Source organism: Serratia sp. SM04, from assembly GCF_040280225.1.
Lineage (GTDB): Bacteria > Pseudomonadota > Gammaproteobacteria > Enterobacterales > Enterobacteriaceae > Serratia > Serratia sarumanii.
Map to the genome: position 1 here is coordinate 1 of NZ_JBEOQT010000022.1, position 17,406 is coordinate 17,406.

The 17,406-nt window shown below is 56.3% G+C and carries 17 protein-coding genes and 1 pseudogene; 6 read left to right on the top strand and 12 right to left on the bottom strand.

Annotated features, from left to right (window positions below; translation table 11 throughout):
- Window positions 1–148, top strand: a pseudogene (locus ABTW55_RS20525) (ABC-type transport auxiliary lipoprotein family protein); the annotation flags it as partial.
- Between the two features lie 270 nt (window positions 149–418).
- The gene (rmf, locus tag ABTW55_RS20530) at window positions 419–589 is read left to right on the top strand and encodes a ribosome modulation factor (RefSeq protein ID WP_004928150.1); all 171 of its coding nucleotides are present in this window, start codon (window positions 419–421) and stop codon (window positions 587–589) included.
- A 63-nt stretch (window positions 590–652) separates the two neighbouring features.
- Here the strand turns inward: rmf and fabF are convergent, their stop codons facing one another.
- The 4 genes from fabF to ABTW55_RS20550 all read right to left on the bottom strand — a co-directional run bounded on the left by fabF (window position 653) and on the right by ABTW55_RS20550 (window position 5,103).
- Complete coding sequence (gene fabF / locus ABTW55_RS20535) at window positions 653–1,930, bottom strand: beta-ketoacyl-ACP synthase II (RefSeq protein ID WP_060420487.1); 1,278 nt, start codon at window positions 1,928–1,930, stop codon at window positions 653–655.
- Window positions 1,927–2,454, bottom strand: a complete 528-nt coding sequence (locus ABTW55_RS20540) for a helix-turn-helix domain-containing protein (RefSeq protein ID WP_033637890.1) — start codon at window positions 2,452–2,454, stop codon at window positions 1,927–1,929. The genes fabF and ABTW55_RS20540 overlap by 4 nt, the downstream gene beginning before the upstream one ends.
- A gap of 313 nt (window positions 2,455–2,767) precedes the next feature.
- Complete coding sequence (fabA, locus tag ABTW55_RS20545; protein ID WP_004928144.1) at window positions 2,768–3,286, bottom strand: bifunctional 3-hydroxydecanoyl-ACP dehydratase/trans-2-decenoyl-ACP isomerase; 519 nt, start codon at window positions 3,284–3,286, stop codon at window positions 2,768–2,770.
- Window positions 3,287–3,354: 68 nt separating this feature from the next.
- Window positions 3,355–5,103 carry a Lon protease family protein gene (locus ABTW55_RS20550; RefSeq protein WP_060420491.1) on the bottom strand — a complete coding sequence of 583 codons (1,749 nt, stop codon included), beginning with the start codon at window positions 5,101–5,103 and terminating at the stop codon, window positions 3,355–3,357.
- A 210-nt stretch (window positions 5,104–5,313) separates the two neighbouring features.
- On the opposite strand from ABTW55_RS20550, the gene matP reads away from it, so the two are divergent.
- Window positions 5,314–5,772: a macrodomain Ter protein MatP gene (matP, locus tag ABTW55_RS20555; RefSeq protein WP_004928138.1), complete on the top strand. Its 459-nt coding sequence runs from the start codon at window positions 5,314–5,316 to the stop codon at window positions 5,770–5,772.
- Between the two features lie 88 nt (window positions 5,773–5,860).
- Here the strand turns inward: matP and ompA are convergent, their stop codons facing one another.
- On the bottom strand, window positions 5,861–6,916 hold the full coding sequence (gene ompA / locus ABTW55_RS20560) for a porin OmpA (RefSeq protein ID WP_033654269.1): 1,056 nt from the start codon (window positions 6,914–6,916) through the stop codon (window positions 5,861–5,863).
- A gap of 356 nt (window positions 6,917–7,272) precedes the next feature.
- A complete protein-coding gene (gene sulA, locus ABTW55_RS20565; RefSeq protein ID WP_060420497.1) occupies window positions 7,273–7,779 on the bottom strand; it encodes an SOS-induced cell division inhibitor SulA in 507 nt (168 codons plus the stop codon).
- Window positions 7,780–8,008: 229 nt separating this feature from the next.
- Here sulA and ABTW55_RS20570 point away from each other — a divergent pair, with 229 nt between their 5' ends.
- Window positions 8,009–8,665: a TfoX/Sxy family DNA transformation protein gene (locus ABTW55_RS20570; protein ID WP_060420500.1), complete on the top strand. Its 657-nt coding sequence runs from the start codon at window positions 8,009–8,011 to the stop codon at window positions 8,663–8,665.
- A gap of 4 nt (window positions 8,666–8,669) precedes the next feature.
- Here the strand turns inward: ABTW55_RS20570 and yccS are convergent, their stop codons facing one another.
- The gene (gene yccS / locus ABTW55_RS20575; protein ID WP_060420502.1) at window positions 8,670–10,805 is read right to left on the bottom strand and encodes a YccS family putative transporter; all 2,136 of its coding nucleotides are present in this window, start codon (window positions 10,803–10,805) and stop codon (window positions 8,670–8,672) included.
- A gap of 26 nt (window positions 10,806–10,831) precedes the next feature.
- Window positions 10,832–11,284, bottom strand: coding sequence for a YccF domain-containing protein (locus ABTW55_RS20580; protein WP_033637896.1), 453 nt, complete (start codon window positions 11,282–11,284; stop codon window positions 10,832–10,834).
- Between the two features lie 166 nt (window positions 11,285–11,450).
- Here ABTW55_RS20580 and helD point away from each other — a divergent pair, with 166 nt between their 5' ends.
- Window positions 11,451–13,505, top strand: a complete 2,055-nt coding sequence (gene helD / locus ABTW55_RS20585) for a DNA helicase IV (protein ID WP_060420506.1) — start codon at window positions 11,451–11,453, stop codon at window positions 13,503–13,505.
- A gap of 32 nt (window positions 13,506–13,537) precedes the next feature.
- On the opposite strand, the gene ABTW55_RS20590 is transcribed toward helD, so the two are convergent.
- Complete coding sequence (locus ABTW55_RS20590) at window positions 13,538–13,996, bottom strand: methylglyoxal synthase (protein ID WP_015377363.1); 459 nt, start codon at window positions 13,994–13,996, stop codon at window positions 13,538–13,540.
- A 123-nt stretch (window positions 13,997–14,119) separates the two neighbouring features.
- Window positions 14,120–14,791: a DUF2057 family protein gene (locus ABTW55_RS20595; RefSeq protein ID WP_060420509.1), complete on the bottom strand. Its 672-nt coding sequence runs from the start codon at window positions 14,789–14,791 to the stop codon at window positions 14,120–14,122.
- A gap of 255 nt (window positions 14,792–15,046) precedes the next feature.
- On the opposite strand from ABTW55_RS20595, the gene ABTW55_RS20600 reads away from it, so the two are divergent.
- Window positions 15,047–15,460 (top strand): CoA-binding protein, encoded by a 414-nt coding sequence (locus tag ABTW55_RS20600; RefSeq protein ID WP_033637899.1) that lies wholly within the window; start codon window positions 15,047–15,049, stop codon window positions 15,458–15,460.
- Between the two features lie 57 nt (window positions 15,461–15,517).
- Here ABTW55_RS20600 and hspQ read toward each other — a convergent pair whose 3' ends face one another.
- Both hspQ and rlmI read right to left on the bottom strand, forming a co-directional pair.
- Window positions 15,518–15,835 carry a heat shock protein HspQ gene (gene hspQ / locus ABTW55_RS20605; protein ID WP_033637900.1) on the bottom strand — a complete coding sequence of 106 codons (318 nt, stop codon included), beginning with the start codon at window positions 15,833–15,835 and terminating at the stop codon, window positions 15,518–15,520.
- A 60-nt stretch (window positions 15,836–15,895) separates the two neighbouring features.
- Window positions 15,896–17,080: a 23S rRNA (cytosine(1962)-C(5))-methyltransferase RlmI gene (gene rlmI, locus ABTW55_RS20610; RefSeq protein WP_060420513.1), complete on the bottom strand. Its 1,185-nt coding sequence runs from the start codon at window positions 17,078–17,080 to the stop codon at window positions 15,896–15,898.
- Window positions 17,081–17,406: the final 326 nt, after the last annotated feature.

Genomic DNA, 17,406 nt, shown 5'->3' on the forward strand with positions numbered 1-17,406 from the left:
GCTGAACCGCCAGGGGCGCTTGATCAAACGGCCTTTCAGCCTGGAATTGAAACAGGGCGAGGACGGCTATGATGCCCTGGTGCGCACCCTGGCGCAGGGCTGGCAGCAGGAAGCTCAGGCTATCGCAGCACAGATGGGCGGCATTTAGTCATAATTTGGTCTAAAATCGTCTAATCCCTGTCAGCGTGAAAATTCGTTTTTTTTCGCTGGCAGGGATTTCTATTTAATTTCAAAAGGTTAAACCCTTCCCCGGCAGATCAGCCACTTAGCACTTTCCTCGGGCGTAGCTCACAAATATGACATTGGCGTGAATTTTGCGCATTGATCTTCTCTTCTTTTAGCGCTATTGATTACTCGTGGCTGCGCAAAAAGCAGCCATTGTTTTCTTTCCACCAGACCAAAATGAGGGAAACGAGGCATGAAGAGACAGAAACGCGATCGTCTGGAAAGGGCGCATTCGAGAGGGTATCAGGCAGGTATTTTAGGGCGTTCCAGGGAACATTGTCCCTACCAATCATCGGTGGACGCCCGGTCTCAATGGCTGGGAGGTTGGCGAGAAGCCATGGAAGACAGGGCTGTGACCGCTTAAGCGGCTCCCTGTCAAATAAAAGGAATAACCTCCGCCCTTGGCGGAGGTTTTTGTTTGTGCCGTTTATTTGTCCTGCCAGCGTTTCAGTAAAATACTCGCATTCACGCCGCCAAAGCCGAAGCCGTTTGATAAGGCGTAGGTCATGTCCATCGATTCAGCCCGTTTCGCGACCAGATGCAAGCCTGCCGCCGCCGGATCGGGATTGTCCAGATTCAGCGTTGCAGGAGCTATCTGATCGCGCAGAGCCAGGGCGGTAAAGATGGTTTCCAGCCCGCCGGCGGCGCCGAGCAGGTGCCCGGTCGCTGATTTCGTCGAGGTCACGGCGACAGTCCCGGCGGTGCCAAACAGGTGCTTGATGGCATTGATTTCGCCTAAATCGCCTACGGGTGTCGAAGTCGCGTGCGCGTTTAAATGCTGAACCTCTTCTGGGGCGACATTCGCCTGCTTCAACGCGATTTTCATCGCCCGATAGGCGCCGTTGCCGTCTTCAGCGCCGGAGGTCATGTGGTAGGCGTCGGCGCTGGTGCCATAGCCGACGATTTCCGCGAGCGGCGTAGCGCCGCGCGCCCGCGCATGCTCCAGCGTTTCAATCACCAGCATGCCGGCGCCTTCCCCCATGACAAAACCGTCCCGGGCGCTGTCGAAAGGCCGGGAGGCCTGTCGCGCCAACTCGGCCGGTGCGGTGGACATGGCGCGCGCGGCGGCGAATCCGCCCAGGCTTACGGTGTCGATAGCCGCTTCGGTACCGCCGCACAGGGCGATATCGGCCTCATCATTGCGGATCATACGCACCGCGTCGCCAATGGCCTGCACGCCGGCCGCACAGGCGGTGACCGGTGCGCCAATCGGGCCTTTGAAGTGATGCTTGATGGAAACGTGACCGGCCGCCAGATTGACCAGGAAAGAGGGGATAGTGAATGGCGACAGGCGCTTGGCGCCGCGGCTGTCCGTAGTGCGCACTGCCTGGGCAATGGCCGGGAAGCCGCCAATGCCCGAGGCGATGACGGTGGCGGTTCGCTCTTGTTTTTCCTCCGTATCGGCTATCCAGCCGGCCTGACGAACGGCTTCATCCGCCGCCGCCATGGCAAACAGTATAAAGCGATCCATTTTCTTTTGGTCCTTGGGGGCGACGGACGCGTCTGGGTTGAATCCCGCCTCGGCATCTTGCGCCAGTTCGGAGACTTGCCCCCCGACCTTGACCGGCAAATCTGCAACGATCTCGTCAGGCAAAGCCCGAATGCCGGACTCTCCTTTTAATAAACGTTGCCAGATGGTCTCCACGCCGCACCCTAACGGTGAAACGGCGCCCATGCCGGTAATAACGATACGACGATTGCTCATGACTGCTCCTTGGTGAGTTCGGATAAATCGGCGAGGCGCCGCTGCCGCATTAGTTCGGCGCGTTGACGTATGCCGTCATTTGCCGCAGGCCCCGGTGCCAACGTAATAAACTGCGGCGGCACCTGCTGTTGGGTCTCGACGTTGATCAACTGGACCTGGATCGGCCGATCGGTGCGGCCGTCGACTAACAAGGCGCTAATGTCACCGTCGATCAAATGGCGATTGCCCCATTGTGAGAGAGCGGCCAGTACGGGAAGAAAATCGTTGCCGCGTTCGGTGAGCAGATATTGATAGCGAACCGGCCGCGTTTGATAACGTTGCTTATGCAGAATGCCGTGGGCCACTAAATCCTTCAGGCGTCGGGCCAGGAGAGTGGGTGAAATCCCCAGACTTTGTTGGAATTCGTCGAACTTGGACAATCCCTGAAAGGCATCACGCAGGATCAGGATGCTCCACCATTCTCCGACGCGATCTAACGAACGTGCGACGGGGCAAGGTGTATCGCTAAAGCGGGTTTTTTGCATATCGCCTCTTTGTGGATACATTTATTGTAGTTACATGATGGCTATACTAGGCGATTTTGAGGGGCAAGAAAATGACCGGATGCAAAAAACCGCTATCGCGTCGGTGCGGGCTGCGGGGAGGGGCCTCGCTCAACTGGCCTGCGTTCGGGTAGGAATAGGGTGGAGACAGGGGGAAAAAACGTTTCGGCAGCGGGCAATTAAAGGAGGTGAGTAGTCTTTAAACGAGAAGTGAAAGAAATGCCATCACGCTAGGCGTGATGGCATGCGAAGAGGATTAGAAAACAAGACGATGGCCGCCTTCTCCTCAGCGTGATCAGAACGCCGTGGTGTCCTTGAACAGGCCCACTTTCAGATCGGTGGCGGTATAGATCACTTCGCCGTCAACCAGCACTTCGCCATCGGCGACGCCCATGATCAGCTTGCGGGTGATGACGCGTTTGAAGTTAATGCGGTAGGTCACTTTCTTCGCGGTTGGCAGCACCTGGCCGGTAAACTTGACTTCACCGACGCCCAGCGCGCGGCCTTTGCCTTCGCCACCCAGCCAACCGAGGTAGAAACCGACCAGCTGCCACATCGCATCCAGGCCCAGGCAGCCTGGCATGACCGGATCGCCGATAAAGTGGCAACCGAAGAACCATAGGTCCGGATTAATATCCAGCTCCGCTTCCACATAACCTTTGTTGTGAGTTCCGCCGTCTTCGGTCATCTTGACCACGCGGTCCATCATCAACATGTTACCTGCCGGCAACGGTGGGCCACCGGCGCCGAACAGCTCGCCACGGCCGGATGCTTCGAGGTCTTCTTTCGTATAGGAATCGCGTTTATCTACCATGTTCTCAGTAAGCCTTATTTTAATGAAGGACGCAGGTTAGCTAACACGTGTACGCTGAACAAGTCCGATCAGCCGTGGTTGAACCAGTTGAGCCAGCGCAGCGGCCACGGACGACGGCGTTCCTGCAGGCTCACCTGCGCAATCCGTTCCTGAATGGCCGCCAACAAGTTCGGCTGTTGTTCGTCAGAGTAGAGGCAACCTGTGAGCAAAGGCAAGGCTTCCGCCGCGCTCTCTACCGCCCACAGATGGAATTGCCCTTCGCGTACCGCGTCGACGACATCCTGGCGCAGGCACAGGTGGCGCACGTTGGTCGCGGGCAATACGACGCCCTGTTTACCCGTCAGGCCGCGGCGCAAACAAACCTCGAAGAAACCTTCGATCTTTTCGTTAACGCCACCTATCGGCTGTACGTTGCCGAATTGGTCGACGGAGCCGGTGACGGCGATCTGCTGGGTGATCGGTTGCTGTGACAGGGCGCTGATCAACGCGCACAGTTCAGCCAGCGAGGCGCTGTCGCCGTCTACTTCACCGTAAGATTGCTCAAAGACGATGGAAGCGGAGAAGGGTAACTGCTGATCCAGATCCAGTTCGGCAATCAAGAACGCCTGCATGATCATCATGCCTTTAGCGTGCAGGTTGCCGCCCAGTTCGGCTTTGCGCTCGACGTCGGTGAACTCGCCATCGCCGAGGTGCACAACGCAACTGATGCGCGACGGTTCGCCAAAACTGCGTGGATGGCCGGGATAATCCAGGACTGACAGGCCGTTGATTTGCCCTATCACTTCACCCTCGGTCTCAATCAGAATCTGGCCCAGCTCGATTTCATCCTGCATACGTTCGGCCAGATAGCTTTCACGCCATTCGCGGGCATTTAACGCCGCTTCGAACGCTTTGGCCGTAATGCGATCTTCTTCGGCATACAGTGCGGCTTCGGACAGCTGCTGGCCAAGCCAAACCGGCGAGAGTGGCAGGATGCCCTGGTCGCCACTGTAACGCACGGCCTGAACGATCAGCGGCGCCCAGGCGTCGCTCGCCAGCACCGGCAACTGCTGGTCGGCAATCACGCCGTTGACGTAGCCGCACCACTGCGCCATATCATCAACTTCAGTCAGCTGCAGATCGTCTTCGAATTCACCGTAGACCGCTTGTTCACTCAGTTCCGGCTCGATATCGTGAAAATCGGCCAGGCCGTGGCGATCGCCGACCACAATCAGCCGCAGCTCCAGCGGCATTGGCGGAATGGCTACCGGCAGCGGGCGGGTTTCGTCTGGCGAAACCCAATGGAACTGACGTTGGCCGATCATTTGCTTCAGCCGCAGCCATAGCAACGGCTGAGCCAACAGGGCGCGGGCCGACAGAATCAAAATGCCGCCGTTGGCCTGGTGCACCAGACCCGGCTGCAGGGTGATGTCGCCATTGTGGATCCGTACGCAGCCAAACAGTTGCTCCGGCTCAACCCACTCCTGGAACAGGCAAGCGCCGCCGGCGGCAAAAGGTTCATCGCCACGGCTGGCCGGCTCTACGCTGACTTTGCCATCCTGAATGACATAGTGGCTGCCGCAGCATGCCGTGTTTTTCGGCAGCAGTGGCGTGACGGCGTGAGCGATCAGTTCCAGATACTCTCGTGTTTCTTGCGCCTTCAACAGCATGAAACGCGGTGGCGATTGGGGGTGGCAAAATAGCGTCAGGGCATTTTCCAGCCGAGGCTGAATGGCGGAAAAGGGCACGGGTGCCAACTGAGCGGCGGTATCAAATATCGCCTGATAAGGCGTTACGTCCGGCAATAAAGATTGCCATTCAAGTCGGTTATTGGTCAAAGTGTTAGATGCAATCGTTAAAAAGGGAAAGGGCGATTATACAAGAATAACGGCGGCTTGATACATGCGGAGTGCCAGTTGGCATCAGGGAGTTTGACATCGCGCGGTGACTGTGCAAAAAACAGTCTAAAAGACGGCTTAATTGCCGGGGAAATTTGGCGCAAAGCTGTTATGCTTATTTGAAGTTACGCGGTCACTGAAGAGCTCAAGATGAAATATCAGCAACTGGAAAATCTGGAGAGCGGTTGGAAATGGAAGTACCTGGTGAAGAAGCATCGGGAAGGGGAACTCATTACCCGCTACATTGAAAACAGCGCTGCTCAGGAGGCGGTTAACGAGCTGCTGAAGCTGGAAAATGAGCCGGTAAAGGTACTTGCATGGATTGCCGCTCACATGAATCCGGAACTGGATAACCGGATGAAACAAACGATCCGCGCCCGCCGTAAACGTCATTTTAACGCAGAACATCAGCATACGCGTAAAAAATCTATCGATCTGGAGTTTTTGGTTTGGCAACGATTGGCTGCCCTGGCGCGCCGACGTGGCGTTACGCTGTCGGAAACCGTCGTGCAGCTTATCGAAGACGCTGAACGCAAAGAAAAGTATGCGAACCAGATGTCGTCGTTGAAAGAAGACTTGAAGGCGATTCTTGGCAAAGATCCCAAGTAAGTGCGTGAGCGCGCCTTTGTTGCGCTTGGTTTCAACAATAGGACGAAAAAAAACCCCGCTATGCGGGGTTTTTATTAGGCGAGTAAACTTAGCCCTGAGGCTGAGTTACAACGTCTTTGATACCTTTAACTTCGATCTCTACGCGACGATCTGGTGCCAGGCAAGCGATCTGAGCTTTGGTAGCGCGGCCAGATTTGTAGCCACAGGTGTTGCCAGTAACTGCATCTGCTTCACCCATACCACGTGCAGAAATTTTGTCTGACGGGATGCCTTTGGAGACCAGGTAGTCAACAACGCTCTGTGCACGTTGTTCGGACAGTTTCTGGTTGTACTGGTCAGAACCAACGGCGTCGGTGTAACCCAGAACAACTACGGAACCGTCTTTAGGATCCATGGAGCTCAGCTGGCTGTACAGCTGATCCAGAGCCTGTTGGCCTTCTGCTTTCAGAGTAGACTTGTTGAAGTTGAACAGCACGTCAGACTTCAGAGTGAAACGCTTGGTTTCAACAACTGGAGCTGGAGCCGGAGCTGGTGCTGGAGCAACTACGTCATCCTGACCGAAGCGGTAAGAAACGCCCAGGCTCAGCATGGTGTTGTCTGGACGTGCGCCAACGGTACCTGCGTCACCGATGTTGCTTACGAACTGGTAATCCAGGCGAGTAGCCCAGTTTTTGGTCAGTGCGTATTCAACACCAACAGCAGCCAGCGGAGAAACGCCGGTGTCGTGGTTACCGCCGTTAGAGCCTACGCCGTCACTGTCTGCACGCCATACCATACCACCCAGACGGGTGTAGATGTCCAGATCGTCAACGATTGGGTAGCTCAGTTTAGCGGCCAATTGAACGCCTTGTGCTTTGAAGGAACCGGTGTTACGGCCGGTATATTTCATACGACCCAACCAGTCGTAACCCATTTCAAAGCCCAGGTATTGGTTAGCTTGATAGCCCAAGAATGCACCAGCACCGAGTTGGTCTTTACGTGCATCGTTGTCTACGCGGTAGCCGTTACCGTAGAAACCAGTGTCGTGGTACTGGGACCAGCCCAGTTTAGCACCGGTGTACCAGGTGTTATCTTTTGGAGCGGCTTGCGCTACGGTAGCGAAACCTGCCAGTGCCACTGCTAATGCGATAGCTGTCTTTTTCATTTTGCGCCTCGTTATCATCCAAATAGGCAATGAGCTTTAAAGCTGTTTAAGCCCTTGGTTAAATTCCTTCGCCAAGGTTTAAGCCCTCGTTTGTTACTCGCCAGTTTTTCTGACGTTATAGAGCAACCTTGGCGATGTAAAGTCTACAACGTGGCGCGAAAGTTACAAGTGTGATGTGATAAGGCTCTAAAAAAAAACGCGGAATCGTACATATTTGCTAACATTCTTAGCCTAAAAAAACGGCGATTCATCGAACGTTTTTGCCTGCCAAACCGCAGCCGGACTCGCTTTTTGCCTTCCCATGCAAAGGTTCTGCTTATGGGGTGCGAAAATGATGGGAAAAATCCTAAATTTACTTAATGATACAAAGAAGAGTGAATTTTTAGGGTGGAACAGTGTCCGTGAGTCGGGTTAATGTCACGTTGAGGCCGCATGATAAACCCATAGGCATTACCCAATTCTGCCGCACGTCTTAATTTTAGACGATCCTCCTCCGTTAGCTCGGGCAACCAACCGAGAACCACGCTGTAATTTCCCGTTTGCAGTGCTTTTTCCATCGCCTCGACCGTATTCACCGGGCTGATCTGGCTCAATTGCACCATCTTATCTACAGGCAGGCCGGATTGCTGCAGCCATTGCTTGCTTAATTTTTGCTGCGGTGTCAGCCACAGAAGCCAGCGAGACTGCTTGCCCAATTGCAGCAGCAGGGGTAACAGCAATTGAGCCACTGCGGGCTGGCGCTCGCTGTAAACAAGTTCACTGATCAAGCCATTCTCTTTGCCGACATCCGTGTTCTTCGCAACATTGCGCGTTGTATAAGAGCCATGGCCGAAATGAGGTTGGTAGAGTGATTGAGTACGCATAAAGTTCCCGCCCGTCGTGTTACTGTATGTTTATACAGTATCTCTGATTTAGGATAAGATCAACCCAAATTTTCGTAGCGGCTCGCATAATTGCGATCATTTTTTGTACCGGCGGTTTTTGTGATTGGCAGGCGGGCGGATAGTGCGTATTTTTCTAATTAGTTGTTCACGTTACTTTTTTCATTGATGAGAGAAATAATACGGTCAGAACCTAAAAAGGAGAAACGCTATGAAAAGGATGTCGATACGAAGGATCGCACAGGCTAAAAATTGCTTCGCGGCGCTGGGCGCCATCACCACGCGGTCACAGTTTGGCGGCTACGGCCTGCTGGCCGAGGGGGTAATGTTTGCAGTGATAGCGGAAGGAGAATTGTACCTGCGGGCTACGGCGAGCATGGAACCGGCTTTTCGCGCCAGAGGGATGGTCAATATGGTCTATTCCAAGCGCGGAGTGCCCATCACTTTGCGTTATTACTGGGTTGACGAGTCGCTGTGGCGGGAACGCAACGAGCTGGTGGGGCTGGCCTGGCAGGCCGTCAGGGAAGCGCGTCGAGAGCAGCGGCTTAAGGCCGGCGATCACGGTCGATTGAAGGCGTTGCCGAATATCGATGTCAACATGGAGCGCTTGCTATGGCGAGCGGGTATCCGCAACGCCTATGACCTGCGGCTGCAAGGCGCTAAACGCAGCTATCTCCGCCTGCTGCAACAGCAGACCAATCTGGGGCTGCGCGTGCTGCTGTCGCTGGGCGGCGCGATAGCCGGTTATCATCAGGCGGCGTTGCCGACCGAATTGCGCAACGAACTGGTGCGCTGGTTCGATCATACGATGGCGATGCGCCGCCATGGGCATGAGCCAGTGGTTCAGGGCCCATCGAGCGAGCCCTGAATAATTAGATTGCCTTATTGATTTGGGCGTGGAGTGCGGTGAGCTCCGGCAGCAGTTCGAGCATCAACCCCACCTGTTGCAACACCAACTGCTCTTTGCTTTCAGGTTCCGGAACGGCTCTGCGAATGCGCTCCGCCAGCTGTTCCAGCGCTTGCGCAATGCGCTGGCTGTTCCGTTCTTCCTGATGCAAGGCGCCGTCCACGTAACACACGGCATCATTGAGCAGATCGAGGGTGACAGGGGTATTCAGCCGCTCGCGGTGCGCCCCCAACGCCGAGATATAACTCAGGAGAGTGTGGTTTAGGCAAAGCAGGCGGAAGGCGGCTTCCTGCAATTCCTTGTCGACCTTGGGATCGGCGGACATGTTGGAGATGACCGAAGCCAGTTCGGCATCGCTGTTGTGGGCATCTCGCCGCGCAATGCGGTAGGCGAGGCCGTTATCCTTACCCTGGTGGTATTGCACCAGAATGGCGTCCAGATAACGGCAGTTGGCATTCAGGGTTTTATCCACCACCGCCGGCAGTTGGCGGAATTTCCAGTCCGGCCAGATAAAGCTGACCGCCGCCCAGGCGATGGCGCAGCCCAACAAGGTGTCGTAAACGCGCGGGGCGGCTACTTCGAATCCTTCACCCAACAGGTTAAAGCATAACAAGACCAGTAGCGTGATGAACATGGTGGCGTGGGCATACTGGACGGTGCGGAAAGCGAAAAATAGAACGCCGGTGATGACGATCAACACCAGCTGTCCTTCCAGTGAAGGCACGAAATAGAGGATCGGCAGGCCGATCAGGATACCGGCCAGGGTGCCGATGATGCGCAGCGCCAGGCGTCGGCGGGTAGCGTTGTAGTTCGGTTGACAGACGAACAGGCTGGTCAACAGGATCCAGTAACCGTGCTGCATGCCGGTGAACTGGATGAAAGCGTAACCCACGCACAGCACCACCGACATGCGGATCGCGTGGCGGAACAGGGCCGATTGCGGCGTCAAATGGCGGCTGATGCGCAGACGGATGTCGCTCCAGCCGGTTAAGCGATCGTCGGCCAGGCTGTTCTCTTCCGCTTGCCCGTTTGCCAGCGTCTGCTCTGACTCAATATTGGCCAGCTGCGCATCGATCGCATGCAGGTTTTTCAGCAGGTGCGCCAGCGCCTTGGTTTGTTCTGAATTGCCCTGGGTTTCGGCGATGCGCGCCAAGGCCTCCTGAATGCGGCTGAAGGCCGGCTCAAAACGCGGGTTGTGCTGGTATTTTTGCCGCAGCAGGATCGATTGTGCCAGTTGGCGGCAGGCGCGCGCCTGCATGCTCAGCAAACGCTGGAAGCGGAATAAAATATCGCTGTGGCGAAATTGCCGGCTGAGCGCGTGATACTGAACGTGGGAAGAGCTGGCGCGTTCGTGGATATCCTGCGCGACAAAATAGTAGTGCAAGGTACGGCGGGTGCCGCGCTGGCCGCGATCGCCTTTCAGGCGCGTCAGCAGCGAGGCTTTGGTCTGGTTAAGCAACGCGACCAACGCGCTGTTGGCCATCGCAACATCCATCCATGGCAGGTCAGCGTCGCGTTCGGCGTCGGGATCGAACAGGTTGGCTTTGGCATCCAGATAGTTGGCCAGTTGATCGTAGCAGCGCGCCAGGTTCTCTTGCAGTGGCCGGATAGGGAACAGCAGGTGGCCCGCCAGCGTCAGCAGGTTGTACCACAGCGCACCGATCACCAGCAGCAGCGGTTGCTGATACCAGGCATCGTACATGGCGGTGCCGAGCATGGTGTAAACCGCGATCAGCAGTGCGCCGAAGGCGATGGTGGCGTAACGTTGCCCCAAGGCGCCCAGAAGGATAAAACCGCAGGTCGACGTGGTTAAGCCAAGGGCGAACAACCAGGGATAGGGGAACAGCAGCTCGATTGAAGCTGAGGCGACAAAGAAGCACACCAGCGTGATCAGCAGGTTGCGTAACCTGCCGGCCAGGCGGTCATCCAAGTCGGTCAGGGCCGCTGCCACCACGCCCAGCGTCAGCGGGATGGTCAGCTTGGGAATGCCCAGCCACCAGGGAACGGCGGTGGTGCCGATCAGCGCAATAAGGATGCGCAGGTGATACAGCAGATTGCTGTTATAGGTGTAACGACGTACTGCGGGTGCAAAAGAGCGCACGAAAAACTCCTCAAACGGAGAAAAAATTAACGCTGATGATAGTGGCGGCGAGCATTCTCAATACGCGCTTGCTGAGCCATTTCTACCGAGACGACGCGGCGCCCCACCGGCCACAGCGCGATGGCGGCAATTTTGAAATTGGCGATGCCGACCGGAATGCCGATGATCGAAACGCACTGCACGATACCGGCGGCGATGTGTGACAGGCACAGCCACCAGCCGAACAGCACTAGCCAGATAACGTTGAGCAGTGAGCCGCCGGCGGAGAGCAGCGCATTGCTTTTTTCCGGGTAGAGCTCATCGACGTGGATTGCCTCATTGCCGAACGGCACCAGCGACAGCTTGGTGATTTCCCAGCAGGAGCGGGTGAGCGGCAGCGTGATGACCAGCAGCACGCTGAACACCGTGGCGATGAGCCAACCCAGCGTGGTGAAGAAACCGCCCAACACAAAATTAAGAATATTCAGTACAGTACGCATAGACGTCATTCTGCTCTAATGTTGGCCAAACCGCGATGCGGGCGTATTCACGATAAAAACGCAAAATCTATTCTACCCTTTTTTTAGCGCTAGAGTGCCACTGCTTATCGCAGGTAAACTGGCAGATATCCGTTATTTAATCTCAACATAGTCATGGCGCGACGATATGGAACTTAAAGCGACATCGCTGGGGAAACACCTGGCTCAGCACCCTTATAACCGCGTGCGGTTGCTGCACGCCGGCGTTGAGGTGAGCGGGGAAAAACATGAATACCTGATCCCCTTCAATCAACTGATTCAGGTCAGGTGCAAGCGCGGCATCGTCTGGGGCGAGCTGGAATTTGAATTGCCGGACGAAAAAGTGGTGCGACTGCACGGCACCGAGTGGCAGGAAACGCAGCGTTTTTATCACTATCTGCAGCAGGCGTGGCAGCAGTGGAGCGCCGAAATGAGTGAGGTCAGTGCCGGCGTGTTGCAACAGCAGGTGGCACAGATTCAGCGCATTGAGCAGCAAGATAAATGGTTCAAAAAGTCTGAGCTGGGCAAGCTGCAGCAGCAAATCCGTGAAGCCTTCTCCGCGCTGCCAATGCCGGTGGTGCGCCTGGAGGAATTCGATAACTGCCGGGTCGATTACCATCTGTGTCTGCAATGGCTGCAGCAGGGGCAACGCAGTGTCGACCAACGCAACCGGCAGTGGGCCGATCGCATGCTGGAGCAACATCACGACTTCTTCCAGACCGTCGAGAGCTCACCGCTCAATGACTCTCAGAGCCGTGCGGTGGTCAACGGCGAGGATTCCGTCCTGGTATTGGCGGGGGCCGGCAGCGGCAAGACGTCGGTGCTGGTGGCGCGCGCCGGCTGGCTGCTGCGCCGTCAGGAGGCGGAGCCGGGCCAAATCTTGCTGTTGGCGTTCGGCCGTCAGGCTGCGAGTGAGATGAATGATCGCATCAAAGAACGTTTGGGCGATGTAGGTATTCAGGCCAAAACATTCCATGCATTGGCGCTGCAGATCATTCAACAAGGCAGCCGCAAAGCCCCGGCGATCAGCCGGTTGGAAACCGATGCCAGCGCGCGCAAAGCGTTGCTGATTGCCCATTGGCGCGAGCAATGTGCAGAGAAAAAAGCCCAGGCGAAGGGGTGGCGTCAATGGTTGACCGAGGAGCTGGAATGGGACGTGCCGGAAGGCGACTTCTGGCAGGATAAACGCCTGGCGGACCGGCTGGCGGGCCGGTTGGAACGCTGGCTGGGGCTGATGCGCATGCACGGCGGCAGCCAGGCGGAAATGATTGAGCAGGCGGATGAAGAAATCCGCGATCTGTTTTCGAAACGCATCCGGCTGATGGCGCCACTGTTGAAAGCCTGGAAAAGCGCCTTGAAAGAGGAAGGAGCGGTGGACTTTTCCGGCCTTATTCATCAGGCGGTCAACATTCTCGACAAGGGGCGCTTCGTCAGCCCGTGGAAACATATTCTGGTCGATGAGTTTCAGGATATCTCGCCGCAGCGTGCGCTGTTGCTGGCGGCGCTGCGTCGGCAGAACAAGCAGACCTGCCTGTTTGCGGTGGGGGATGACTGGCAGGCGATTTATCGCTTCAGCGGCGCAGAGTTGACGTTAACCACGGCTTTTGCCACCCACTTCGGCGAAGGGGCGCAGTGCGCGCTGGACACCACTTATCGCTTCAACGAACGTATCGGTGAGGTGGCCAACCGGTTCGTGCAGCAGAACCCGCACCAGCTGAAAAAACCGCTCAACAGCCTGAGCAAGGGCAATAAAAAGTCGGTGGCGATCCTGCCGCACGAGCAGCTGGAGCCCTTGCTGGATAAACTGAGCGGCTACGCCAAGCCGGATGAGCGCATCCTGGTGCTGGCGCGCTACCATCATCTGAAACCGGAAGCGCTGGCGAAGGCGGCCACCCGCTGGCCCAAGCTGGATCTGGAATTTATGACCATCCACGCCAGCAAGGGGCAGCAGGCGGAATACGTCATCATCGCCGGTTTGCATGATGGGCGTGACGGCTTCCCCGCCGTGGCGCGCGAGTCGGTGTTGGAAGAGGTGCTGCTGCCGCAGCCGGAGGATTTCCCGGATGCCGAAGAGCGCCGTCTGCTGTATGTCGCGTTGACGCGCGCTAAACATCAGGTATGGCTGTTGCAGGATCGTGAACGTCCTTCGGTGTTCGTTGAACACCTGCAAGATCTTGGCGTACCGGTGCAGAAAAAACCGTAAGCCTGAGCCTGGCGGCTGCCAGGCCGCGAGGACTATTTCAGGCGGTCTTGCAGGTAGCGCTGATAGTCGGGGATGGCGATCTCCACCTCGCTTTTGAACAGCGGAGAGTCGATCAGAAAGTCGGCGGTCGAGCGGTTGGTGGCCACCGGAATATTCCATACGGTCGCCAGCCGCAGCAGCGCCTTCACGTCCGGATCGTGCGGCACCGCGTTCAGCGGATCCCAGAAGAAGATCAGCATGTCTATCTTGCCTTCCGCAATCAGTGCGCCAACCTGCTGATCGCCGCCCATCGGGCCACTCAGCATGCTGGTGACGGGAATGCCGCTGGCGCGCTGGATCAGATTACCGGTAGTGCCGGTGGCGTACAGCTGGTGCTGCGCCAGAATGGTCTTGTGGCTTTCTACCCACTCCAGCAGGGCCTGTTTGCGGTGATCGTGCGCCACCAGCGCAATGTGTTTGCGCGCGGCGATAGTGCGGGTGGTCAATTCCATCTCGGTGTCCTTCGCTAATCGGGGAATGTGCGACAGATTACTGAAACTGTTTTTCACTGCCTAGCGTTTGCGCTTGAAAATGCGAAGAAAAGACGCCTTTACGGGGAAAGGCGCCGGGAGGGATCAGCGAATCGGTTGTTTATTGGCCCAGCGCAGAAAACGCTTCTGTGTTTCCTTGTCGGCCTGTTGAAACCAGTATTGCAGCATTTGTTCCGACACGTTTTCACCTTTCAACGTCACCGTCGGGGCGTTTATCGGCGCGCCGGCCAACGCGAGGGCTGAGGCATTGCCCGTGTTCGCCTGAACAAAGCTCGGAACGGAGGCCGGGCGGTTCTGGCGGTTGTAATCGGTCATCACCTTTTCCAAATCGGTATTGAAGGTGACGCTGTCGGGATGCAGCACATCATGCCGGAACGGCAGGGTGTTGCCGTCCTTATCGACCACTAGATAATTCAACGTTCTGTCAAAGCGTTGCGCATCACGATCGTTCTCGATGCGTGGCAGTTCGATCGCCACCTGGCTGATCTTTTGCGTATTGAAGGTGGCAACCAGCGGCAAGGAAGCATAGGCCTGCGTATGCTGGCCGGAACGTACGGTTTTGGTCACTTTAAACAGCAACTGGTGCTGCCCGCCATCCAGTTCAAGGCTGTCGGCGCCTTTTAACAACGAACCTGTCATTTTCTTGCCGTCGACCACCAGCAGGTCGATGTCCGGGGAGAGTTTCAGGGTCGTAGCCGCGGCAGGCATGCTGATGCTGATGCTGAGCAACGCCGCAACCACCAGACCAAATTTCATCATTATCTCCTTATAAAGTGGCGTAACGCTAAGTGTTGAACACGGCATAGGTTGTGTCAAAATTTTTCAATCGGGTATTTTGTTTACATTTTTACATATTTTATCGCGATTAGACATGACCATGCGCAGCTGAACCGCGACAGCCTCTGACCATAAGATTGCGGTGAAGTTTCCCTTGCGTTGCGTTTAACCGAACGAATGCCGATCGGTTACACTCGAAATGGAAAGTGACGCAGTGATAAACGGGAGTTGAAGATGCAAGATCAAGAGATTGTTGAGCTGTTGCAACAGGTGAAAACTATCGCGCTGGTCGGTGCCAGCGATAACCCATCGCGGCCCAGCTATGGGGTGATGGCGTATCTGTTGGCGCAAGGGTATCAGGTGATCCCGGTCAGCCCAAAACTGGCGGGGCAGACGCTGCTGGGGCAGCAGGTTTACCCTACGCTGGCCGCTATCCCGCAGCCGGTGGATATGGTTGACGTGTTTCGCAATTCAGAAGCGGCTTACGGCGTAGCGCAAGAGGCGATAGCGATCGGCGCCAGGGCGCTCTGGCTGCAGATAGGGGTGATTAACGAGCAGGCGGCAGCGCTGGCGCAACAGGCCGGGTTGCGTGTGGTGATGGATCGCTGTCCGAAAATCGAAATCCCGCGCTTAGGGTTGGAGCGCTAAATAAAAAGGGCCAGGCGCGATGCCGGGCCCTCTCGGGTTTCTCAGGTCTTGGCGCGGTCAATTGCGCAAGCGTGGCGCCTGTAGCTGGTGACGGATGGATTCCGCCAGTTCATCCAGCGATGGTTGCTCGGGGTGTGCCTCCTGGGCTTCGCTATCCAGCTGCGCTTCCGCCAGATAGGTGTGTACCGGTTGGCCTTCCTCGTCTTCCATCACCACGTGGTACCAAGGGGCTGAACGCAGTTCATCGTTCGCCGCTATTTCGTCAGCTTTGGGTTGTTCCAAAGAGTATTCCGGGTCGATATCGATCACGACGCCTAAATACCCCAGCAGTTTATGCCTAACCTGTTGTCCGATACCGAATTTGCTGGCAATCATGATGACCTCCTGAGAAACAATGCCTTGCTCATATATGGGGGCAGGGCAGCGCATTTCAAGTTACATCACCCGACAAGCGAATCCTTTCAGATACAGCCCCTCAGGGTATGTGGCGATCACCGGGTGATCGGCAGCCTGTCGGAACTGCTCTATAAATTGTACATCACGTCCGGCATCTACAGCGGCGTCGGCCAAAATTTTCTGGAACAGGTCGGTCGGCATCAGGCCGGAGCAGGAGAAGCTGAGCAGAATGCCGCCCGGATTCAGCAGCTGCAGCGCCAGCATGTTGATGTCTTTGTAGCCGCGGCAGGCGCTGGCCAACTGATTCTTGTTCTCGACGAATTTCGGCGGATCCATGATGATCAGATCGAATTTTTCGCCTTGAGTGCGGTAGTTGCGCAGCAGCTGGAACACGTCATCGCGAACGAACTCCGCTTTGTTCAGATCCAGCTTGTTGAGCTCGACGTTCTGTTTGGCGATATCCAGCGCCGCCTGCGAGGTATCCACGCTGATCACCTGCGCGCAACCGCCCATCAAAGCGGAAACGGCGAAGGCGCCGGTGTAGGAGAAGCAGTTCAGCACCCGACGGCCGGCGGAGTAATTGCGCGCCGCCAGGCGGCTGTCGCGCTGGTCGAGGTAGAAACCAGTTTTGTGCCCCTGCTGAATGTCCACCAGCAGCTTCATGCCGTGTTCGGTGATCGGCAGCAGTTCCGGCGGCAGATCGCCAAATACCGGGCCCTGTGCCAGCGGCAGGCCTTCTTTTTTACGTACCGCAACGTCGGAGCGATCGTAGATCGAGCATTCCGGGTAGCAATGCTGCAGGGCGGAAAGCAGGGCCGGGCGCTGGTATTCGGCACCGGCGGACAGCAGCTGCAGCACCAGGAAATTCTGGAAGCGATCGATAGTGATGCCCGGCAGGCCGTCGGACTCGCCGGCGATCAGGCGGTATCCGTCCAGACCGTCGCGCTGTGCGACCCAATCGCGCCAGCTTTGCGCTTGCTGCAGGCGGCGAATGAAGAAATCGATGTTAATCTCTTCATCTTGCTGGAAGGTCCAGACGCGTGCGCGGATCTGCGACTCGGGCGAATAGGCGCCGCGTGCCAGCCACTTACCCTGGCTGTCGAGGATATCAATGGTTTCACCGGAGTGGGCTTTGCCCTCAACGCGTTGAACGGCGCCGGAGAACACCCAAGGGTGGCGACGGAGTAAGGACTTTTCACGTCCTTTGGCGAGATATAAGCGCATGGTTAAACTACTTTTTATTCAATGGGTTAATTGGCTGGATTAAGCGTTTGCCAAAATAAGTTCGTCATCATAGCTGAATCTGACAGCGTTCACTACCGCGTTGGCTCGGATTGTATCGCGTTATCTCTGCGGGCGTCGCACCGAAGAGAGAGAAAGTGCAGCCTTCAAACTGAAGAAATGGCAGCTTAAATGGGTGTATGATAGCGAAGCAGAGATGACGGTGCGTTGATTATCGTGTGAAGGTGCTTCGTTGCCTATAGCCATCAGTATTCGGCAGGAGGGGGTAGAGAAAGTAAGGCTGAAGAGTTATATTTTTATTCGCGTTA